The 21,001-nt window shown below is 57.4% G+C and carries 21 protein-coding genes; 11 read left to right on the plus strand and 10 right to left on the minus strand.

Annotated elements, in window-relative coordinates; genetic code table 11:
- Window positions 1–166: 166 nt before the first annotated feature.
- Entirely contained in the window at window positions 167–1,183 is a 1,017-nt protein-coding gene (locus ACZ3HH_RS19665) for a GlxA family transcriptional regulator (RefSeq protein WP_465806897.1), read from the minus strand.
- A gap of 102 nt (window positions 1,184–1,285) precedes the next feature.
- On the opposite strand from ACZ3HH_RS19665, the gene ACZ3HH_RS19670 reads away from it, so the two are divergent.
- The 10 genes from ACZ3HH_RS19670 (at window position 1,286) to ACZ3HH_RS19715 (ending at window position 10,649) form a co-directional block, all read left to right on the plus strand.
- Complete coding sequence (locus tag ACZ3HH_RS19670; protein WP_465806899.1) at window positions 1,286–1,834, plus strand: cysteine hydrolase family protein; 549 nt, start codon at window positions 1,286–1,288, stop codon at window positions 1,832–1,834.
- A gap of 363 nt (window positions 1,835–2,197) precedes the next feature.
- Window positions 2,198–2,779, plus strand: a complete 582-nt coding sequence (locus ACZ3HH_RS19675) for a YjfI family protein (RefSeq protein WP_465806901.1) — start codon at window positions 2,198–2,200, stop codon at window positions 2,777–2,779.
- Window positions 2,780–2,803: 24 nt separating this feature from the next.
- The gene (locus ACZ3HH_RS19680) at window positions 2,804–3,502 is read left to right on the plus strand and encodes a PspA/IM30 family protein (RefSeq protein ID WP_465806903.1); all 699 of its coding nucleotides are present in this window, start codon (window positions 2,804–2,806) and stop codon (window positions 3,500–3,502) included.
- A 145-nt stretch (window positions 3,503–3,647) separates the two neighbouring features.
- The gene (locus ACZ3HH_RS19685) at window positions 3,648–4,211 is read left to right on the plus strand and encodes a rhomboid family intramembrane serine protease (protein ID WP_465806905.1); all 564 of its coding nucleotides are present in this window, start codon (window positions 3,648–3,650) and stop codon (window positions 4,209–4,211) included.
- A gap of 71 nt (window positions 4,212–4,282) precedes the next feature.
- Window positions 4,283–5,317, plus strand: a complete 1,035-nt coding sequence (locus ACZ3HH_RS19690) for an ion channel (protein WP_465806907.1) — start codon at window positions 4,283–4,285, stop codon at window positions 5,315–5,317.
- Window positions 5,304–5,978 (plus strand): DUF2491 family protein, encoded by a 675-nt coding sequence (locus tag ACZ3HH_RS19695; RefSeq protein ID WP_465806908.1) that lies wholly within the window; start codon window positions 5,304–5,306, stop codon window positions 5,976–5,978. Before ACZ3HH_RS19690 ends, ACZ3HH_RS19695 begins: the two co-directional genes overlap by 14 nt.
- 14 nt (window positions 5,979–5,992) lie before the next feature.
- On the plus strand, window positions 5,993–6,421 hold the full coding sequence (locus ACZ3HH_RS19700; protein ID WP_465806910.1) for a DUF350 domain-containing protein: 429 nt from the start codon (window positions 5,993–5,995) through the stop codon (window positions 6,419–6,421).
- A gap of 19 nt (window positions 6,422–6,440) precedes the next feature.
- Window positions 6,441–7,166: a DUF1190 domain-containing protein gene (locus ACZ3HH_RS19705; RefSeq protein ID WP_465806912.1), complete on the plus strand. Its 726-nt coding sequence runs from the start codon at window positions 6,441–6,443 to the stop codon at window positions 7,164–7,166.
- Window positions 7,167–7,178: 12 nt separating this feature from the next.
- On the plus strand, window positions 7,179–8,336 hold the full coding sequence (locus ACZ3HH_RS19710) for a glutathionylspermidine synthase family protein (RefSeq protein ID WP_465806914.1): 1,158 nt from the start codon (window positions 7,179–7,181) through the stop codon (window positions 8,334–8,336).
- A gap of 108 nt (window positions 8,337–8,444) precedes the next feature.
- Window positions 8,445–10,649, plus strand: coding sequence for an OsmC domain/YcaO domain-containing protein (locus ACZ3HH_RS19715; RefSeq protein ID WP_465806916.1), 2,205 nt, complete (start codon window positions 8,445–8,447; stop codon window positions 10,647–10,649).
- A gap of 65 nt (window positions 10,650–10,714) precedes the next feature.
- Here ACZ3HH_RS19715 and ACZ3HH_RS19720 read toward each other — a convergent pair whose 3' ends face one another.
- Together ACZ3HH_RS19720 and ACZ3HH_RS19725 are read right to left on the minus strand one after the other, a co-directional pair.
- On the minus strand, window positions 10,715–11,239 hold the full coding sequence (locus ACZ3HH_RS19720; protein ID WP_007896798.1) for a single-stranded DNA-binding protein: 525 nt from the start codon (window positions 11,237–11,239) through the stop codon (window positions 10,715–10,717).
- Window positions 11,240–11,248: 9 nt separating this feature from the next.
- Window positions 11,249–12,646 (minus strand): MFS transporter, encoded by a 1,398-nt coding sequence (locus tag ACZ3HH_RS19725; RefSeq protein ID WP_465806919.1) that lies wholly within the window; start codon window positions 12,644–12,646, stop codon window positions 11,249–11,251.
- A 180-nt stretch (window positions 12,647–12,826) separates the two neighbouring features.
- Between ACZ3HH_RS19725 and uvrA the strand changes: the two genes are divergently transcribed.
- Complete coding sequence (uvrA, locus tag ACZ3HH_RS19730; RefSeq protein ID WP_465806921.1) at window positions 12,827–15,661, plus strand: excinuclease ABC subunit UvrA; 2,835 nt, start codon at window positions 12,827–12,829, stop codon at window positions 15,659–15,661.
- 141 nt (window positions 15,662–15,802) lie between these two features.
- Here uvrA and bfr read toward each other — a convergent pair whose 3' ends face one another.
- The 7 genes from bfr to rpsM form a co-directional block, all read right to left on the minus strand.
- Window positions 15,803–16,267, minus strand: a complete 465-nt coding sequence (bfr, locus tag ACZ3HH_RS19735; RefSeq protein WP_123359019.1) for a bacterioferritin — start codon at window positions 16,265–16,267, stop codon at window positions 15,803–15,805.
- Between the two features lie 155 nt (window positions 16,268–16,422).
- Complete coding sequence (locus ACZ3HH_RS19740) at window positions 16,423–17,871, minus strand: catalase (RefSeq protein ID WP_465806924.1); 1,449 nt, start codon at window positions 17,869–17,871, stop codon at window positions 16,423–16,425.
- 239 nt (window positions 17,872–18,110) lie between these two features.
- A complete protein-coding gene (gene rplQ / locus ACZ3HH_RS19745; protein ID WP_007924175.1) occupies window positions 18,111–18,497 on the minus strand; it encodes a 50S ribosomal protein L17 in 387 nt (128 codons plus the stop codon).
- Window positions 18,498–18,539: 42 nt separating this feature from the next.
- Window positions 18,540–19,541, minus strand: coding sequence for a DNA-directed RNA polymerase subunit alpha (locus ACZ3HH_RS19750; protein WP_003186012.1), 1,002 nt, complete (start codon window positions 19,539–19,541; stop codon window positions 18,540–18,542).
- 22 nt (window positions 19,542–19,563) lie between these two features.
- On the minus strand, window positions 19,564–20,184 hold the full coding sequence (gene rpsD, locus ACZ3HH_RS19755; RefSeq protein ID WP_003176404.1) for a 30S ribosomal protein S4: 621 nt from the start codon (window positions 20,182–20,184) through the stop codon (window positions 19,564–19,566).
- An 18-nt stretch (window positions 20,185–20,202) separates the two neighbouring features.
- On the minus strand, window positions 20,203–20,592 hold the full coding sequence (gene rpsK / locus ACZ3HH_RS19760; protein WP_002555466.1) for a 30S ribosomal protein S11: 390 nt from the start codon (window positions 20,590–20,592) through the stop codon (window positions 20,203–20,205).
- A gap of 30 nt (window positions 20,593–20,622) precedes the next feature.
- Complete coding sequence (rpsM, locus tag ACZ3HH_RS19765) at window positions 20,623–20,979, minus strand: 30S ribosomal protein S13 (protein WP_003186020.1); 357 nt, start codon at window positions 20,977–20,979, stop codon at window positions 20,623–20,625.
- Window positions 20,980–21,001 lie beyond the last annotated feature (22 nt).

A 21,001-nucleotide genomic window follows, 5' to 3' on the forward strand; every position in this document is an offset into this window, starting at 1 on the left:
GCCTGTTTTATTCTGCACGACACCTTTCAATACTCCCGGCATTTTGCACGATTCAAACCTGCCGCCTAACCCATGTGGGAGCGAGCCTGCTCGCGATGGCGGCCTGACATTCCATATTTGTGTTGAATGACACACCGCTATCGCGAGCAGGCTCGCTCCCACATTTTCAGATCTGTGGTGATGCTTGCGACCGAGTCGTTGCCGCGGTCGCAGACACACCAAACCGCCCCCGGTAATCACTCGGCGCCAGCCCGGTAATCTTTTTGAACGTTGCCCGAAACGCACTCGGGTCCTGGTAACCCACGGTCCAGGCAATGTGATCAATGGTGCTGTTGGTGAACTCGAGCATTTCCCGGGCTTTGCCGACCCGCAGGTGCTGGCAGTACTCGGTGGGTTTCAACCCGGTTGCCGCACGAAAACGACGCAGAAAGGTGCGCTCTTCCAGCCCCGCCCGCTCGGCCATTGCCGTCAACGAGACATCAGTCGCGCCGGTGCTTTGCAGCCAATGCTGGACCTTGAGAATCGACGCATCGCCATGGTTGAGAATCGGTGAAAAATTACTGCCGCACTCGCTCGCACTGTCGCTGTGTTCCACCACCAAAAACCGCGCCGTGCCGGTGGCAATGCTCGGCCCGAGCAAGCGGTTCACCAACCGCAATCCCAGTTCTGACCAGGCCATCAAGCCGGCGGTGGTGATCAGGTCACCATCGTCGACAATCGGCGTGTCGGCCTTGAGCTTGATCGCCGGGTAACGCTCGGCGAAGGCCTTGGCCGAGGTCCAGTGGGTGGTGGCGCTACGGCCATCGAGCAGGCCGCTTTCGGCCAACAAAATAGAACCTACACAGACCCCGCCGAGGGTCGCACCGTTGCCATGTTGCTGACGAAGCCAGCGAATCAACTCTTTGGGCGCCTGCCCCTCGGAAAACCCTCCGATCGAAGGCGGGATCAACACGGCGACCAACGCGCCAGTCGGGCCAGGATGAGTGTCATAAACACGCTCGGGTACTTGATCGCCATCGACCTGCCAGTGACTGACCCGCAGCAACGGTAGCTGCGCCGCCTGATGCTCGGCGGCGATCCGGTTGGCCACGCCGAACAGGTCCGTCAGCCCATGCACCGCCGCCATCTGCGCACCGGGATAGATCAGCACCCCCAGTTCGGCGACTGCCCTTTCTACACCCATTGTCAGTTTTCCCCCTTCTATTGTCGGTGCGGCCAATCCTCGCACAGCCCGCGAAACCCAATACTTGATTCCACACCCAACACACACTTCGAGGAAACACCCATGGCCAAGCAAGCACTCATCGTAGTCGATATCCAGAACGACTACTTCCCCCAGGGCAAGTGGCCGCTGGTGGGCGCCGATGCCGCAGCTGACAACGCTGCACGGTTGATTCAGGCGTTTCGCGAGACCGGCGATCCGGTGGTGCACATCCGCCACGAATTCACCTCCGACGCCGCACCGTTCTTCACTCCGGGCTCCGAAGGCGCGAAGCTGCACCCCAAAGTCCTCAACCGCGCCGACGAGCCGGTGGTGCTCAAACATTTCGTCAACTCGTTCCGCGAGACCGAACTGGAGGCCATCCTCGACCAGCAAGGCATCGAGAACCTGGTGGTGGTCGGCAGCATGAGCCACATGTGCATCGACGGCATTACCCGCGCCGCTGCCGACCTGGGCTACACCGTCACGGTGATTCACGACGCCTGTGCCACCCGTGACCTGGAATTCAACGGCATCACCGTCCCGGCCGCCCACGTTCATGCCGCCTTCATGGCGGCCCTGGGTTTTGCCTATGCAAACGTGGTGTCCACTGACGACTTTCTGGCTGGTTAAGTGAGGAACCTGTGGGAGCGGGCTTGCCCGCGATGAGGCCATCACATCCAACATCTTTGTTGACTGTTGCATCGCTATCGCGGGCAAGCCCGCTCCCACAGGATTGCGCTTAACTGACTGGCATTGAGTGATGGACCTTCTTCTGTCATACACCTGTGCAACAGTCGAAAAAATCTCACGCGTGAGCTATTGAGGTCCGCAAAAATTGCCTGTAGTGTTTCTCACGCGTGAGTTTTTCACAACGGGGTCAGCATCATGAAAAGCAGCTCTCCATCAGATCCGCCTGCCGGATCTGTTACCGATTCATCGAGCCAAAAGGGAGAGCGCTCGAAACCGTCCGCAAAAAAACCATCTAGCTTCTACATGAAGCAGATGCGCGCGGGCCTGGGTGCCGCCGGGTATGTGAAACACGAGACTTGGGTGCTTCCCGAAAACCGAAGCCTGCTCAAGCAGATGGAGAAACAGCTACGCCAACCGATTCTGGCTGGCTCATTCATGTCGGAGAATTACATGAGCGCAGGTAATAACTGGAACATCGATCGCCTCTACAGCGCCCTTCAGGCCCTCGACGAAGTGGTTTCGAACGACATCACCCTCTCCCTCGTTCAAGGCTCCGAGTCCAGCATCAAGCTGGAAATGAACGATTTCGGTGGCTTGCCGATTTACATCGCCGTGGTTGGCGATCAGGTCATCGTCGATACCGTCCTGGTCGATCTCGAGTCCATCAACGACGTACCGGCATTCAATGATGCCGTGCTGCGCAGCCGGGAAATGTTCCCGCTGTCTTCGATCGGTATCGAGTCCATGCCCAACGGGCAGATCGTTTACAACATGTTCGGCGCTCTGAGCTCCGACTCCAGCCTGACCAACGTCGTGACCGAGGTCAAAACCCTCGTCGACAACGTCCAGCGCGCCAGCGAAGCCTTTGAACGTTTCTTCATCTAATTTTTCGGGAACAGGAAATATCCAATGACTCAGTCCATCTGGAGCAAATTGTTCACCGCGCTGCGTGGCGGTGCCAACGAAGTCGGCGAATCGATCGTCGACCAACAGGCCCTGCGCATCCTCGACCAGGAAATTCGTGATGCTGACAGCGCGCTGGCCAACGCCAAGCGTGAGCTGGTTACCATCATGGCCAAGCACAAACTGTCGGCTGATCGCGTCAGCGAGTACAACGCCAAGATCAAGGACCTGGAATCCAAGGCCCTGGCCGCGATCCAGGCCAGCCGCGAAGACCTGGCACTGGAAGTGGCCGAAGCCATTTCGACCCTGACCAATGAACTGGATGTCGAGCAAAAGCAGGCCACCGAATTCGGCGGTTACGCGGACAACATGCGCAAAGACATCACCAAGGCTGAAAGCCGCATCAAAAGCCTGCGTCAGCAAGTGGACATGGCCAAGGCGCGTGAAAGCGTACAGAAAGCCCAGGTCAGTGCTTCGATCGCCAGTGGCGGCGCCAACGGCAAGCTGGAAACTGCCGTCGGTACTCTGAACCGCCTGCAAGCCAAGCAGCAACAACGCGCCGCTGAACTGGAAGCTCAGGACCAACTGGCCGATGCGTCGACCGGCACCGACCTGGAGCGCAAGCTGCGCGAAGCCGGCATCACGCCGAACGAAGGCAGCGCCAATGCGATTCTGGAACGCCTGAAGAAAAAATCGGCTGAGTAATTCGCCAAGCCGCGGAACCTGTGGGAGCGGGCTTGCTCGCGAAGAGGGAGTGTCAGTCGACATCAATGTTACCTGACCCACCGCTTTCGCGAGCAAGCCCGCTCCCACATGGATTGCCCTTCTTTCAGTTGAGTCGAGGTCAAGGATGGATGCCCTGAAGGGTTTCAAGACAATCGCAGGCGTGGCCCTCTTCATGGTCGCGCTGCAACTGCTCAATGTTGCGACCGGCTACAGCCTTATTGCCTTCGGACTGGTGCCGAGAACACTGCAGGGACTGGTCGGCATCATCACCTCGCCTTTCTTGCACGGGTCCTTTGCGCACCTGAGCACCAACCTGATTGCGTTTTTGATCCTGGGTACCCTGGTCATTGTCGAAGGGCTCAGCCGGTTCATCGCCGTCAGCGCCATCATTATTCTGCTGGGCGGTACGCTGGTCTGGCTGTTCGGTTTTGCAGGCGTACACATCGGTGCCAGCGGATGGGTATTCGGGCTATGGGCGTACCTCCTGTCGCGCGCCTGGTTCCAGAGGAGCTGGAGCAACCTGATAACGGCCAGTGTCGTGGTCCTGCTCTATGGCGGCCTGATTTTTGGCTTCTTTCCTCGCCAGGGCATGTCCTTCGAAGGGCACATCTTTGGTGCGATCGCCGGATTTATTGCAGCCAAGGTACTGTTATCTACGCCGCACAGCAGGTTTAATGCCGCCCGGTAACCGCATTTGAGCACTCAGACGCCAGAGCGATTACGTCGCCAGGAATGAGCCCCCATGGAGTCAGGGATGTAATGTCGATTTTCCTTTTATTGCGTACTTACGCCGCGTCCTTCTTCCATCGGTTCGGCTGGGCAGGCCTGGCCATTGCGCTGGGCATACACCTGAGCACGGCCTATATCGGCCTGGTGCTTCTGGGCGAACAACACCTCACCGCCCCCGCCACGTTTACCTACTTCTATCTCACCACCACGCTCACCGTCGGCTATGGCGATCTCGCGCCACAGACATCGGCGGGACGAATTTTCGTGGCTACCTGGGTCATGCTCGGGGGCATAGCGCTGCTGACGGCAGCCATCGGCAAAACCACCAGCAGTGTCATCGATGTATGGAGAAAAGGCATGAAGGGCAAAGGCGATTTCACCGGCAAGGTCGGCCATACCGTTCTCATCGGCTGGGAAGGCGCGTCCAGCGAGCGGGTCATTGAATTATTGCTGCAGGACGAAACCTCCAATGACAACCTGATCGTCATTTGCGATTGCGACCTCGAAGAAAACCCTATGCCGGGCAAAGCGGACTTTATCAAAGGTGAAAGCCTGTCCTCTGCTGCGCTTTTGCTGCGGGCCGGCGTTCCCGGTGCCGAACGCGTTCTGGTGCGAACCCACTCAGACGATCTGACCCTGGCCACCGTGCTGGCGGTCAATCAACTGAGCCCTGTCGGGCATGTGGTCGCCCACTTCAATGAAAGTGAAATCGCTGCGCTCGCCAGCGCCTACGCGCCCAGCCTGGAATGCACCTCAAGCATGGCCATCGAGATGTTGGTGCGCGCCTCTCAGGATCCGGGCTCGTCTGTGGTCATCAATGAATTGCTGTGCGTGGGTCAAGGCGCCACCCAATACCTGATGAGACTGCCTGAGACCTTTGAAGCAACGTTCGGCGATCTGTACGCACAGATGAAAGAGCGCCACAACGCTACCCTTATCGGCTACCGCGCCAAAGGCGCCCGACAGCCTTCGATCAACCCGCCCGGCGCCACTCGCGTTGAGGGCGGCGAACTCTTCTACATCGCCTCCACTCGCCTCAAGGAAATCACCAATGGGATGGTTTAAACAGTTGATGGGGCTTGAGGCCCCGAAAGCGACTACGGAATCGAAATGGACAGCCAACGAAACCCTGCCCGCCATCGGTCCGCTGGGCCTGGCATTGGGCAAAGAGGTGATGTTCGACACCACCCTGAAATTGTTGCTCGACGGCAACACCACCGTGGTCATCCCTGGCTCCCAACAGATCTGGAGTGCTGGCACTGTTGATCTCGGGCAGTCGAACTGGCTGTCACGCTATTACATGAACGACGAAGACTATTGGCTGCAAGTGCACACCACCGGCGATATCGCCGGACAGGTCGAATCGGTGATCCTGTTCAATTACCTCAGTTACGTCACCATCAACAGTGAATCGGAGCTGCGTCGGCTGGCCGGTCCTCAAAGCCTGATCGGCCTGCCGACCTACACCCACAACGGTGTCGAATACACCCGCGAATGGGGCACCGAGAACGGCCAGACAGAACTGGTTGCACTGAGCGAACACCTGAAAAACCCGGATGAGTCCTACAGAATCGAGCACCGTTCGATGCTGTACGCCCGCGAAACCGGCCTGACCGATCGCCGGGAATTCCTGCTGTTTTCCGTCGAGGAGGACGCCGAAGGCACCATCAGCTTGAGCACTTCGCTGGGCATTTCGCTGTACACCACTGACCTGAACACTTTTTAAAAAGGAAGAAGTCCATGCTTGAAGCGCTCTCCATCTCCCTGAATAAAGCCGCTGTGCTCGGGTTTGTTTCGTACATCCTCGGCGCCGCCGTGCTGTTCGCGCTGTTCCAGTTCATCTACACCCGAATCACGCCGCACAAAGAGTTCGAACTGATCCGTTCGGGCAACGTTGCGGCCGCGATCGCGCTGAGTGGCGCCATCATCGGCTTCGCCATTCCGGCCAGCAATGTGATTGCCTACTCGATCAGCCTTCTGGATTTCGTCGTCTGGGCAGTGATCGCCGCTTTCGTACAACTGCTGGCGTTCCTGATGACCAGCCTGGTGCTCAAAGGCGTCTCTGAACGCATTAAAAAGGGCGAAATCGCTGCGGGTATCTATGTCGCGGCAGTGGCCATCAGCGTCGGCATGTTGAACGCCGCGTGCATGACCCCTTCCCAGAACTGATTGCGCCACGGAGATCCCGATGAAACGAAGCAAGTACGTTCAGCTCTCCCTGGCCGCGTCGGTCGCCATGGCGATCTCAGGCTGCGGGCCAACGGAAAAAACCTACGAGATACACAAAAAATACAACTTCCAGTCCGTTCAGCAGTGCGCGGATGAAAAGCTCCCGGTCGATATCTGTTCTGACGCCTACATGAAGGCCATGGCCGAGCATCGCCGCATTGCGCCGGTGTACGACAGCCAGGCTGATTGTGACGCCGACTTTGTTGCCGACTGGTGCCAGCAGGACTCCGCCGGCAAGTTCATCCCCAAACTCGGCGGTTTCGAACTGAACGCCGATGGCGAGGTGACACAAGCCGAAGTGGACGCGGCCAAGGCCAAACTGCCCGCGTCGGAAGCGAGCGCCGCAGGGTCGGGCTTCTCTGGCAGCAGCCTGCTGACCGGCCTGCTGATCGGCAATATGCTCAGTAACAACCGCAACAGTTACTACTCCGAACCGGTCTACCGCTATCGCGATGATCGCGGCAGCTACTCGTCCTCGACACTCAGCCAGAGGGTCTCGACGGGCTCGACCTTCAACAGGTCCAATCAGGTGCGGTACGGCACCAGCAGCTATAGCGACACCATCACCCGCAGCAAGGCGGCGTCTGTTGCCTCGGCCACCTCTCGCGGCGGCTTCGGCAGCCAGGCCAGTGCACGCAGTGGTTGGGGTGGATCAAGCAAGAGTTTTGGCGGTTCGAGCAGTTAAGGAAACAGGGCCATGAAGAAAATCCTTTGCGCCGAGCGTCATGACTGGAAACAGACCGCCGAAAGTCTCGGCTTTTTGTTCCATACCATCGACGACGAACCCTATTGGGACGAGAGCGCGTATTACCAGTTCACGCTCAAACAGATCGAGAACGATCTCGAAGACCCGACCACCGAGCTTCATGAAATGTGCATGGACATGGTGGCCCGCGTGGTTCAGAGCGAGGAGCTGCTGGAGCGCCTGAGCATTCCCGCGCCCTTCTTCGACATGGTTCGCACTTCATGGCTCGAAGGCCACCCGCACCTGTATGGGCGCATGGATTTCTCCTACAACGGCAGCGGGCCGGCCAAGTTGCTGGAACTCAACTACGACACGCCGACCAGCCTGTATGAGGCTGCCGCGTTTCAGTGGGGCTGGCTGGAGCAATGCATCGAACGCGGCTTGCTGCCCAAACATGCCGACCAGTTCAACAGCATCGACACCAAGCTGCATCAGGCCTTTGCCCAGCTGCAGCTCAAACATCCCTTCTATTTCGCCTCGATGAAAGACTCGGTCGAAGACAAAGGCACCACCGACTACTTGCGCCTGATCGCGGAAAAGGTCGGCATCGAATCGCGACACATCGATATCGAGGACATCGGCCTCACCAACGAAGGACGTTTCGTCGATTTAGAAGATCGCTGGATTCCTCACCTGTTCAAGCTGCATGCCTGGGAATTTATCTTCCACGAGCCCTTCGGTGCAGCGATTGCTCAGAGCGACACACAGTTTTTCGAGCCGGCCTGGAAATCGATCATTTCCAACAAGGGCATCCTGCCGCTGCTGTGGGAGTTCAACAAAGGTCACCCGAACCTGCTCGCGGCGCACCTGGATGTCGACCCAAGCAAAGCAGTGCCTAAGGGTTGGGTGCGCAAACCATTCTTCTCCCGGGAAGGTGCCAACATCGAACTGCAAACGGCTGAGGGTCTGATCGTGAAAGAGGACGGCCCCTACACCGACGCACCTTTTATCCTTCAGGAGTTCGCCCCACTGCCGAAGTTTGGCGACAGCTTTACGCTGGTTGGCTCTTGGGTGATCGGCGATCAGGCGGCCGGTATTGGCGTGCGAGAAGACAACAGCTTGATCACCAAGGATTCGAGCCGTTTCTTGCCGCACCTGATACTCGACTGACCCATCCATCGCCGGTATGGACATAAATAAGATGCCCGCAAGACTTACGGCTGAAATACCGGATAATGGCGGCCAAATCGTCTAGCCCGTTATTCTGGTAATCCCCCCATGGAAATCAAGGTCAACTTTCTCGACAACCTTCGGCTTGAAGCCAAGTTCGATGACTTCACGGTGGTGGCCGATCAACCTATCCGCTATAAGGGCGATGGCTCGGCACCTGGTCCATTCGACTATTTCCTGGCTTCGTCGGCGTTGTGTGCGGCTTATTTCGTGAAGTTGTACTGCGACACTCGCAGTATTCCCACGGATAACATCCGCCTGTCGCAGAACAACATTGTTGATCCGGAAAACCGCTACAACCAGATTTTCAAGATCCAGGTCGAGTTGCCGGCGGATATCTCCGACAAGGACCGCCAAGGCATCCTGCGCTCCATCGACCGTTGCACCGTGAAAAAAGTGGTACAAGCCGGGCCTGAGTTTGTGATCGAAGAGGTGGAAAACCTCGACGCCGATGCCCAGGCGTTATTGATGCCCGCTTCGAATTCCGGGACGGGCACCTATATCGCGGGCAAGGATCTGCCGCTGGAGCAAACCATCGCCAACATGTCGGCCATTCTGGCGGACCTGGGCATGAAGATTGAAATCGCTTCGTGGCGCAATATCGTGCCGAATGTGTGGTCGCTGCATATCCGCGATGCGCACTCGCCGATGTGCTTTACCAACGGCAAGGGCGCGACCAAAGAAGGCGCGCTGGCGTCGGCGCTGGGCGAGTTTATCGAGCGACTCAATTGCAACTTCTTCTACAACGACCAGTTCTGGGGCGAAGACATCGCCAACGCAGCGTTTGTGCACTACCCGGACGAACGCTGGTTCAAGCCTGGCCGTAAAGATGAGCTGCCGACTGAAATTCTCGACGAATACTGCCTGAAGATTTACAACCGTGACGGCGAGCTGCGCGGCTCCCATCTGATCGACACCAACTCCGGCAATGAAGAGCGCGGCATCTGCTCGCTGCCGTACGTGCGCCAGTCGGATGGCGAGGTGGTGTATTTCCCGTCCAACCTGGTCGAAAACCTGTTCCTCAGCAACGGCATGAGCGCCGGTAACACGCTGGCCGAAGCCCAGGTGCAGTGCCTGTCGGAGATATTCGAACGCGCGGTAAAACGCGAAATCATCGAAGGTGAATTTGCACTACCGGATGTGCCGACCGAAGTGCTGGCGAAGTACCCCGGGATTCTGGCCGGGATCAAGGCGCTGGAAGAGCAAGGTTTCCCCGTGCTGGTTAAAGATGCGTCCTTGGGCGGTGAATTCCCGGTGATGTGCGTCACTTTGATGAACCCTCGTACCGGCGGTGTGTTTGCCTCGTTCGGCGCGCATCCGAGCCTGGAAGTGGCGCTGGAACGCAGCCTGACCGAATTGCTGCAGGGCCGCAGCTTCGAAGGCCTCAACGATCTGCCGCAGCCGACTTTTGAAGGTCACGCAGTAACCGAGCCGAACAATTTCGTCGAGCACTTCATCGACTCCAGCGGCGTGGTGTCGTGGCGCTTCTTCAGTGCCAAATCGGATTACGAATTCGTGGAGTGGGACTTCTCTGGCCAGGGTGAGAACTCGAATGCCGAGGAAGCCGCGACCTTGTTCGGCATTCTCGAAGGCATGGGCAAGCAAGTGTACATGGCCGTCTACGAGCACATCGGCGCGAAGGCCTGCCGCATCCTGGTGCCGGACTATTCGGAAATTTATCCGACAGACGATCTGATCTGGGATAACACCAACAAAGCGCTGTTTTTCCGCGCCGATATCCTCAACCTGCATCGCCTGGACGAAGACGAACTGCAAGCGCTGGTTGAGCGCCTGGTGGAAAGTGAGCTGGACGACTACACCGACATCACCTCCTTGATTGGCATCGAATTTGACGACAATACGGCTTGGGGTCAGCTGACGATCCTGGAGTTGAAGCTGCTGATTTATCTCGCCTTGCAGCAATTTGAAGAGGCGAAAGAGGCGGTGGAAATGTTCCTGCAGTACAACGACAACACGGTTGAGCGTGGCTTGTTCTACCAGGCCGTCAATGTGGTGCTGGAGATGAAGCTGGACGAAGATCTGGAACTGGAAGACTACGAGGCCAATTTCCGCCGGATGTTTGGCAACGAACGGATGGATGCAGCGATCGGATCGGTGGACGGCAGCGTGCGCTTCCATGGCTTGACGCCGACCAGCATGAAACTGGAGGGGCTCGACAGGCACCTGCGGTTGATCGATAGCTACAAGAAACTGCACTCGGCACGGGCCAATGTGACCACTTTATTCAGTTAACAGCGCCCACAAAAAAGCGAAGCCAGATGGCTTCGCTTTTTTGTTACTGACTGGATAGCCGCTTTTTAGAACGGGATATCGTCATCAAAGCTGTCGAAATCCGGAGCCGGCTGAGGAGCGGCCTGCTGCTGTGGAGCCGGACGCGACTGTTGCGGTGCCGACTGCTGCGGGCGCGGAGCCTGTTGGCGTGGGGCCGGGGCGGACTGCTGGTAGTTATTGCCCCCGCCTTGTTGGTCGCCCTGTTGCGGACGGCCGCCCAGCAGTTGCATGGTGCCTTGCATGTCGACCACGATTTCAGTGGTGTAACGCTTGATACCGTCTTTTTCCCACTCGCGAGTCTGCAGCTTGCCTTCGATGTACACCTGCGAACCTTTACGCAGGTATTCACCGGCAATTTCGGCAACTTTGCCGAACATCGACACACGGTGCCATTCGGTCTTCTCGACCTTCTGACCGGTTTGCTTGTCGGTCCACTGTTCGCTGGTCGCCAGACTCAGGTTGGTCACGGCGTTACCGTTAGGCAAGTAGCGAACTTCGGGATCCTGGCCGCAAGTGCCGACCAATATGACTTTGTTAACCCCACGGGCCATAACGTTCTCCTAGGCTACGCACGCTGCCTCGGCCGGGTTGTTCACCAGGCGCTCAAGGGTGGTGCGATCCAATAGTTCTGTGTCCAATTTGATGTAAATCGCCGCTTCATCAGCAACGATCACCGCATCTGTTACCCCTACGACGGCCTTCAGGCGCTCGACCAGACCCGCTTCGCGGATCGCCTCGGGCGACAACGGCAAGCGCAGGCTCGTGACGTAAGGTGGTTCGCGCATGGTAACAGCAAAGGCCAGCCAGAGGGCAGCCAGGCCGGCGCATCCGAGGAATACAACCGACAAACCGCCGTGCTGGAACATCCAGCCGCCGAGGATCCCGCCCAGTGCCGAACCAAGGAATTGGCTGGTGGAATAAACCCCCATTGCCGTGCCTTTGCCGCCTGCTGGTGAAACCTTGCTTATCAGCGATGGCAAGGAGGCTTCCAGCAGATTGAACGCGGTGAAGAACACCACCGTACCAATCACCAGAGCCCGCAAGCTATCGCCGAACTGCCAAAAGAATAGCTCAGTGAGCATCAGCGTCAGCACTGCGCCCAATAAAACTCGTTTCATTTTGCGTTTCTTCTCGCCGTAGATGATGAACGGGATCATGGCGAAGAAGGAGATCAGCAGCGCGGTCAGGTACACCCACCAGTGCTGCTCTTTGGGCAGCCCGGCTTTTTCGACCAGGGCCAAGGGCAATGCAACGAAGCTCGACATCAACATCGCGTGCAACACAAAAATGCCCAGGTCCAGGCGCAGCAGGTCCGGATGTTTGAGTGTCGGTATCAGCGCCTGACGCGCGACGCCCGACTCGCGGTGCTGCAACGGCCCGGTTGCGCGCGGCACCATGAACATCACGATGACGATGCCGACCAGCGCCATGCCACCGGTGGCGAAGAACAACCCGGACAGGCCAAAGACACGAGTCAGCAATGGTCCTACCACCATGGCGACAGCGAACGACAGACCAATCGTCATGCCGATCATGGCCATGGCTTTGGTCCGATGCTGTTCCCGAGTCAGGTCTGACAGCAACGCCATGACCGCCGCGGAAATCGCCCCGGCGCCCTGTAGGATGCGTCCGGCGATGACGCCCCAGATCGAATCAGCATTGGCCGCCAGCACACTCCCCAAGGCGAAGATGATCAGCCCCAGATAAATCACCGGACGTCGACCGATGCGGTCGGAAATGAAGCCAAAAGGAATCTGAAAGATCGCCTGGGTCAGGCCATAAGCGCCAATCGCCAACCCGATGAGGGCCGGGGTCGCTCCTGCCAGGTCCATCCCATAGGTCGCCAGAACCGGCAACACCATGAACATGCCAAGCATACGGAAGGCGAACACCAGGGCCAGACCGCTTGCTGCGCGGGTCTCACTGCCACTCATGCGTTCGCTGTGGGGATCGTGCATGGAAAAACCTCATGTGAACCGGCGGCGATTCTACCAGTCCCATCGATTGACGGGGTACATCGCGACGGTTTGACGCGCAGCTTTCATGTATGACTGCAACGCCCTCATTCGATAGTGTGCATCCATCCAGTATTTGGCCGTATACTCCTACGTTTTCGACGCCCGCCGAGCGAGGCCACTTTGGACAAGATCCTGATTCGTGGGGCCCGAACCCACAACCTGAAGAACATCGACCTGACCCTGCCACGGGACAAACTGATCGTTATCACCGGCCTGTCCGGATCCGGCAAGTCGTCCCTGGCCTTCGACACGCTGTACGCCGAAGGCCAACGCCGCTATGTCGAATCACTGTCAGCCTACGCCCGGCAGTTCCTGTCGATGATGGAAAAACCCGACGTCGACACCATTGAAGGTCTGTCGCCAGCGATCTCCATCGAACAGAAGTCGACCTCGCACAACCCGCGCTCGACGGTCGGCACCATCACCGAAATCTACGATTACCTGCGCCTGCTCTACGCTCGCGTTGGTATTCCTCGCTGCCCGGACCACGACATTCCGCTGGAAGCCCAGACCGTCAGCCAGATGGTCGACCTGGTGCTGGCACAACCGGAGGGCAGCAAGTTAATGCTGCTGGCCCCGGTGATCCGCGAGCGCAAAGGCGAGCACCTCTCAGTCTTCGAAGAACTGCGCGCTCAGGGTTTTGTGCGGGCCCGGGTCAACGGCCGGCTCTGTGAGCTGGACGAGTTGCCGAAGCTGGATAAACAGAAGAAGCACTCGATCGATGTCGTGGTCGACCGCTTCAAGGTCCGCGCCGATCTTCAACAGCGTCTGGCTGAGTCGTTCGAGACTGCGTTGAAACTGGCGGACGGCATTGCACTGGTCGCACCGATGGACGACGAGCCCGGCGAAGAAATCATCTTCTCCGCGCGCTTTGCCTGCCCGATCTGCGGCCACGCCATCAGCGAGCTGGAACCCAAGCTGTTCTCCTTCAACAACCCGGCCGGTGCTTGCCCGACCTGCGATGGCTTGGGTGTTAAGCAATTTTTCGACATCAAGCGATTGGTGAATGGCGAGCTGACGCTGGCCGAAGGCGCGATTCGCGGCTGGGACCGGCGTAACGTCTATTACTTTCAGATGCTCGGATCACTGGCCTCGCACTACAAGTTCAGCCTTGAAGTGCCGTTCAACGACCTGCCGGCCGATCAGCAAAAGTTCATCCTGCATGGCAGTGGCTTGCAGAACGTCGACTTCAAATACCTGAACGACCGTGGCGACATCGTCAAACGTTCGCACCCGTTCGAAGGCATCGTGCCGAACCTGGAACGCCGTTACCGCGAAACCGAATCGGCTTCGGTCCGTGAAGAACTGGCCAAGTTCCTCAGCACCCAACCCTGCCCGGATTGCCGCGGCACCCGTCTGCGTCGCGAGGCGCGGCACGTGTGGGTTGGCGAGAAGACCTTGCCGGCGGTGACCAATCTGCCGATCGGCGACGCCTGTGAATATTTCGGCGTGCTGAAACTGACCGGCCGCCGTGGCGAGATCGCCGACAAGATTCTCAAGGAAATCCGCGAGCGCCTGCAGTTTCTGGTCAACGTCGGCCTGGACTACCTGTCACTGGATCGCAGTGCCGACACGCTGTCCGGCGGCGAAGCCCAGCGGATTCGCCTGGCCAGTCAAATTGGCGCCGGCCTGGTGGGGGTCCTGTACATTCTCGATGAGCCATCGATCGGTCTGCACCAGCGCGATAACGACCGGTTGCTGGGCACCCTCAAGCACCTGCGCGACATCGGCAACACAGTGATCGTGGTCGAGCACGACGAAGACGCGATTCGTCTGGCCGATTATGTGGTGGATATCGGCCCGGGCGCGGGTGTGCACGGCGGGCATATCGTCGCCGAAGGCACGCCGGCCGAGGTCATGGCTCACCCTGATTCGCTGACCGGCAAGTACTTGTCGGGCCGGGTAAAGATCGCAGTTCCAGCCAAACGCACGCCGCGTAACAAGAAGTTGTCGTTGGCCCTCAAAGGCGCTCGCGGCAACAATTTGCGCAACGTGGACCTGGAGATTCCGATTGGCCTGCTGACTTGTGTCACCGGCGTGTCCGGCTCGGGCAAATCGACGCTGATCAACAATACGCTGTTTCCTTTGAGCGCTACGGCACTCAATGGCGCAACGACCCTGGAAGCTGCAGCTCACGACAGCATCAAAGGCCTGGAACATCTGGACAAGGTCGTCGACATTGATCAGAGCCCGATCGGTCGCACTCCGCGCTCTAACCCGGCGACCTACACCGGTCTGTTCACGCCGATTCGCGAGTTGTTCGCCGGTGTGCCGGAATCCCGATCCCGCGGTTACGGACCGGGGCGTTTCTCCTTCAACGTGAAGGGCGGACGCTGCGAAGCCTGTCAGGGTGATGGCCTGATCAAGGTGGAAATGCACTTCCTGCCAGACATCTATGTCCCGTGCGACGTCTGCAAGAGCAAGCGCTACAACCGCGAGACGCTGGAGATCAAGTACAAGGGCAAGAGCATCCACGAAACCCTCGAGATGACCATCGAGGAAGCCCGGGTATTCTTCGACGCCGTTCCAGCCTTGGCGCGCAAGCTTCAGACGCTGATGGACGTAGGCCTCTCGTACATCAAGCTGGGGCAATCGGCGACGACGCTGTCCGGTGGTGAAGCCCAGCGGGTGAAGCTGTCCCGCGAGCTGTCCAAGCGCGATACCGGCAAGACCCTGTACATCCTCGATGAGCCGACCACCGGACTGCACTTTGCGGATATCCAGCAACTGCTCGACGTGTTGCATCGTCTGCGCGACCACGGCAATACCGTGGTCGTGATCGAGCACAACCTGGACGTGATCAAGACAGCTGACTGGTTGGTGGACCTGGGGCCGGAAGGTGGCTCCAAAGGCGGACAGATCATTGCCGTCGGTACACCGGAGGAAGTGTCCGAGATGAAGCAGTCTCACACTGGCTTCTATCTCAAACCGCTGCTGGCTCGCGACAGGGCCTGATTCAGGCCCACGAAAAAGCCCCTGTCACTTCACCAGTGACAGGGGCTTTTTTGTGCCTGTCCTGTAGGAGCCAAGCTTGCTGGCGATAGCGATCTCAAGGACGCCTTCGCCGGCAAGTCGCGTTCCTACAGAACAGCAGCATCAGAACTGCGATTGCAGGTAATTTTCCAGACCAATCAGTTTGATCAGACCCAACTGCTTCTCGAGCCAGTAGGTGTGATCTTCTTCGGTATCGGCCAGCTGAATGCGCAGAATCTCGCGGCTGACGTAATCCTTGTGCAGCTCGCAAAGCTCGATGCCTTTGCACAGAGCTGCACGAACTTTGTATTCCAGACGCAGGTCAGCGGCGAGCATGTCAGGCACGGTGGTGCCGACATCCAGATCGTCCGGACGCATACGCGGGGTGCCTTCGAGCATGAGGATCCGACGCATCAGAGCATCAGCGTGCTGCGCCTCTTCTTCCATCTCGTGATTGATACGTTCGTAGAGCTCGGTGAAACCCCAGTCCTCGTACATCCGCGAATGGATGAAATATTGATCACGGGCTGCCAGTTCGCCTGTCAGCAACGTGTTGAGGTAATCGATTACGTCTGGGTGACCTTGCATCGCCCTACATCTCCCTGCTTGAAAGTCTGCAGTTTGAACCAACCTGATCGGAAGGTCACTCGTCCGACGCAACAAAAGCGAAGATACTCTGAGAAAAGCGGTTTAAATAACGCAAAAACCGCCCAAATGAGGGCGGTTCTGCTTATCGTTTAGACTTAGTTAAGCTGTACGTTGAGTACCTTTGCGATTGCTTCTCCGTACGCCGGGTCGGCCTTGAAGAAATGCTGCAATTGACGATCAACCACATCGCTGGAAACACCAGCCATTGCGCCAGCAATGTTGTTGACCAGCAGGCTTTTCTGCTCGTCACTCATCAAGCGAAACAGCGCACCGGCATGGCTGTAGTAGTCAGTATCTTCGCGATGATCATAACGATCAGCCGCGCCGTTCAAGGCCAAAGCAGGTTCCGAGTAGCGCGGAGCCTGTTTCGGTGATTCTACGTAGCTGTTCGGCTCGTAGTTCGGTGCTGCACCGCCATTGGCGCCAAACGCCATGGAGCCATCGCGCTGGTAAGTATTGACCGCACTGCGTGGCGCGTTCACCGGCAGTTGCTGGTGATTGGTCCCCACACGGTACCGGTGAGCATCAGCGTAAGCGAACACACGACCTTGGAGCATGCGGTCAGGCGACAGACCGACACCTGGAACCATGTTGCTCGGACCGAACGCCGCCTGTTCGACTTCAGCGAAGTAGTTCAACGGATTACGGTTGAGTTCAAGCTCGCCCACTTCGATCAATGGGAATTCTTTCTGCGACCAGGTTTTGGTCACGTCAAACGGGTTCTCGTAATGAGCCTCGGCTTGGGCCTCGGTCATGATCTGGATATTGACACTCCATTTCGGGAAATCACCGCGTTCAATGGCGCCGAACAGATCACGTTGTGCGTAATCCGGATCGGTACCCGCCAGGCGAGCCGCGTCTGCCGGGGCGAGGTTCTTGATCCCTTGTTTGGTTTTGTAGTGCCACTTCACCCAGTGACGCTCGCCATTGGCGTTGATCAGGCTGTAGGTGTGGCTACCAAAGCCGTGCATGTGACGATAACCATCAGGGATGCCGCGGTCCGAAAACAGAATGGTGACCTGGTGCAACGCCTCAGGCGAGTGTGACCAGAAATCCCACATCATCTGCGCACTTTTCAGGTTGCTCTGCGGCAGGCGTTTCTGGGTATGAATAAAGTCAGGGAATTTCAGCGGATCACGGATGAAAAACACTGGCGTGTTGTTACCGACGATGTCCCAGTTGCCTTCTTCGGTGTAGAACTTCAGGGCAAAACCGCGTGGATCACGCTCGGTGTCGGCCGAACCGCGTTCGCCGCCCACGGTGGAGAATCGCAAGAATGTCGGGGTTTGTTTGCCGACAGACTCAAACAGCTTGGCACTGGTGTACTGAGTGATATCGCGAGTCACGGTGAACGTACCGTAGGCACCCGAACCTTTAGCGTGTACACGACGCTCAGGGATGTTTTCACGGTTGAAATGAGCAAGCTTCTCAATCAGGTGGAAATCGTCGAGCAGCAAAGGGCCACGAGGGCCGGCGGAGCGGGAATTCTGGTTGTCGGCGACAGGAGCGCCACTGGCGGTCGTAAGCGTTTTGTTCTGGCTCATGCGATCTCATCCTTTGTCAGTCTTGATACGGCCGGCTAATCGGCGTGGGAGGGAGTATTGACCATCCATCATGACACCTACAAATTCATTAATTTGCAGATATCAATAGAAAAATACTACCAACAATCCCCCTCATATACTGAAGGCATGAACCGCAAGGAAGCTTGTACAAACAGTGCATTTCTTACACGCACAAAAAACCGGGCACTAGGCCCGGTTCCTTGTTTCAGACTGACGTCTTACTCAGCGGATACAGCTTCACCGCCGACAGCACGATCAACCAACTCGACATACGCCATAGGCGCGTTGTCGCCAGCGCGGAAACCGCACTTGAGGATGCGCAGGTAGCCACCCTCACGGGTAGCGTAACGCTTGCCCAGGTCGTTGAAGAGCTTACCAACGATAGCTTTCGAACGAGTACGGTCGAAAGCCAGACGGCGGTTAGCCAGGCTGTCTGTCTTGGCCAAAGTGATCAGCGGCTCAGCAACGCGACGCAGTTCTTTGGCTTTTGGCAGTGTAGTTTTGATCAGCTCGTGCTCGAACAGCGACACCGCCATGTTTTGAAACATGGCCTTGCGGTGCGAGCTGGTGCGGCTCAGGTGACGACCACTTTTACGATGACGCATGGTTCATTCCTTACCAAACACAACGTTCGGTGATTACGACGATCAGGCAGTCGCCTTGTCGTCCTTCTTAAGACTTGCAGGCGGCCAGTTGTCGAGGCGCATGCCGAGGGACAGACCGCGGGAGGCCAGAACGTCCTTGATTTCAGTCAAGGATTTCTTGCCAAGGTTCGGAGTCTTCAACAGCTCTACTTCGGTACGCTGAATCAGGTCACCGATGTAGTAGATGTTTTCCGCCTTAAGGCAGTTAGCCGAACGTACAGTCAGTTCCAGATCGTCAACCGGGCGAAGCAGGATCGGATCGATCTCGTCTTCCTGCTCAACAACCACTGGCTCACTGTCACCTTTGAGGTCGACGAACGCAGCCAACTGCTGTTGCAGAATGGTTGCAGCACGGCGGATAGCCTCTTCAGGATCCAGGGTACCGTTGGTTTCCAGATCAATAACCAGCTTGTCCAGGTTAGTACGCTGTTCGACACGGGCGTTTTCCACCACGTATGCGATACGGCGAACCGGGCTGAACGAAGAGTCAAGCTGCAAGCGACCGATGCTGCGGCTTTCGTCTTCATCGCTCTGACGCGAGTCTGCCGGTTCATAACCACGACCACGAGCTACGGTGAGCTTCATGTTCAGGGCGCCGTTAGACGCCAGGTTAGCGATTACGTGATCGGGATTAACGATCTCGACATCATGATCCAGCTGAATATCGGCAGCGGTAACCACCCCCGAACCCTTCTTCGACAAGGTCAGCGTAACTTCGTCACGACCGTGCAGCTTGATAGCCAGACCTTTAAGGTTCAACAGGATTTCAATTACGTCTTCCTGTACGCCTTCGATGGCGCTGTACTCATGGAGTACACCGTCAATCTCGGCCTCGACTACTGCACAGCCGGGCATTGAGGACAACAGGATGCGGCGCAGCGCGTTGCCCAGGGTGTGGCCGAAACCACGCTCGAGAGGCTCGAGAGTGATCTTGGCGCGGGTTGGACTGACAACCTGCACATCAATATGGCGGGGTGTCAGGAACTCATTTACCGAAATCTGCATGGATGCACCTATTTTCTAGCCCTTACTTGGAGTAGAGCTCGACAATCAGGCTTTCGTTGATGTCGGCGGACAGATCACTGCGAGCAGGAACGTTCTTGAAAACGCCCGACTTCTTCTCAGTGTCTACTTCTACCCATTCTACGCGGCCACGTTGGGCACACAGATCGAGAGCTTGGACAATGCGAAGTTGGTTCTTTGCTTTCTCGCGAACTGCGACCACGTCACCAGCACGAACCTGGTAAGACGGAACGTTTACGGTCTGACCGTTAACGCTGATCGACTTGTGCGATACCAGCTGACGGGATTCGGCACGAGTAGAGCCAAAACCCATACGGTATACAACGTTGTCCAGACGGCATTCGAGCAGCTGCAACAGGTTTTCGCCAGTTGCGCCTTTCTTGCCAGCAGCTTCTTTGTAGTAGCCGCTGAATTGACGCTCGAGAACGCCGTAGATACGACGGACCTTCTGCTTTTCACGCAGTTGGGTGCCGTAATCGGACTGGCGACCGCGGCGTTGGCCGTGGATACCAGGTGCTGCTTCGATGTTGCACTTCGATTCGATCGCGCGCACGCCGCTCTTCAGAAAGAGATCGGTGCCTTCGCGACGAGCGAGTTTGCATTTTGGACCAATGTAACGAGCCATTCTTTACAATCTCCTGGATTACACGCGGCGCTTCTTCGGCGGACGGCACCCGTTGTGCGGGATTGGCGTCACGTCGGTGATGCTGGCGATCTTGTAGCCACAGCCGTTCAAAGCGCGGACTGCAGATTCACGACCTGGACCTGGACCTTTGACGTTAACGTCGAGGTTTTTCAGGCCGTATTCCAGCGCAGCTTGACCAGCACGTTCAGCAGCTACTTGAGCAGCAAACGGGGTGGACTTGCGGGAACCGCGGAAACCCGAACCACCGGAGGTAGCCCAGGAAAGAGCGTTGCCTTGACGGTCGGTGATGGTCACGATTGTGTTGTTAAAAGATGCATGGATGTGGGCGATGCCATCAACCACTGTCTTTTTAACTTTTTTACGAGGACGAGCAGCAGGTTTAGCCATGATTAATTTCCTGTCGATTCGCTGGGGCGATTACTTGCGGATCGGCTTACGCGGACCTTTACGGGTACGCGCGTTAGTCTTGGTACGCTGACCGCGCACTGGAAGACCACGACGATGACGCAGACCGCGATAGCAACCGAGGTCCATCAAACGCTTGATTTTCATGTTGATTTCGCGACGCAGGTCACCTTCAGTGGTGAACTTCGCCACTTCGCCACGCAGCTGTTCAATCTGCTCGTCGCTCAGATCTTTGATCTTTGCGGCTGGGTTTACCCCAGTCACTGCACAAATCTTCTGTGCAGTAGTGCGACCAACACCATAGATGTAGGTCAGCGAGATAACAGTATGCTTGTTATCTGGAATGTTAACGCCTGCAATACGGGCCATTCAGTGGGACTCCAATTGACAG

Source organism: Pseudomonas sp. PME37.24/025, assembly GCF_055556615.1.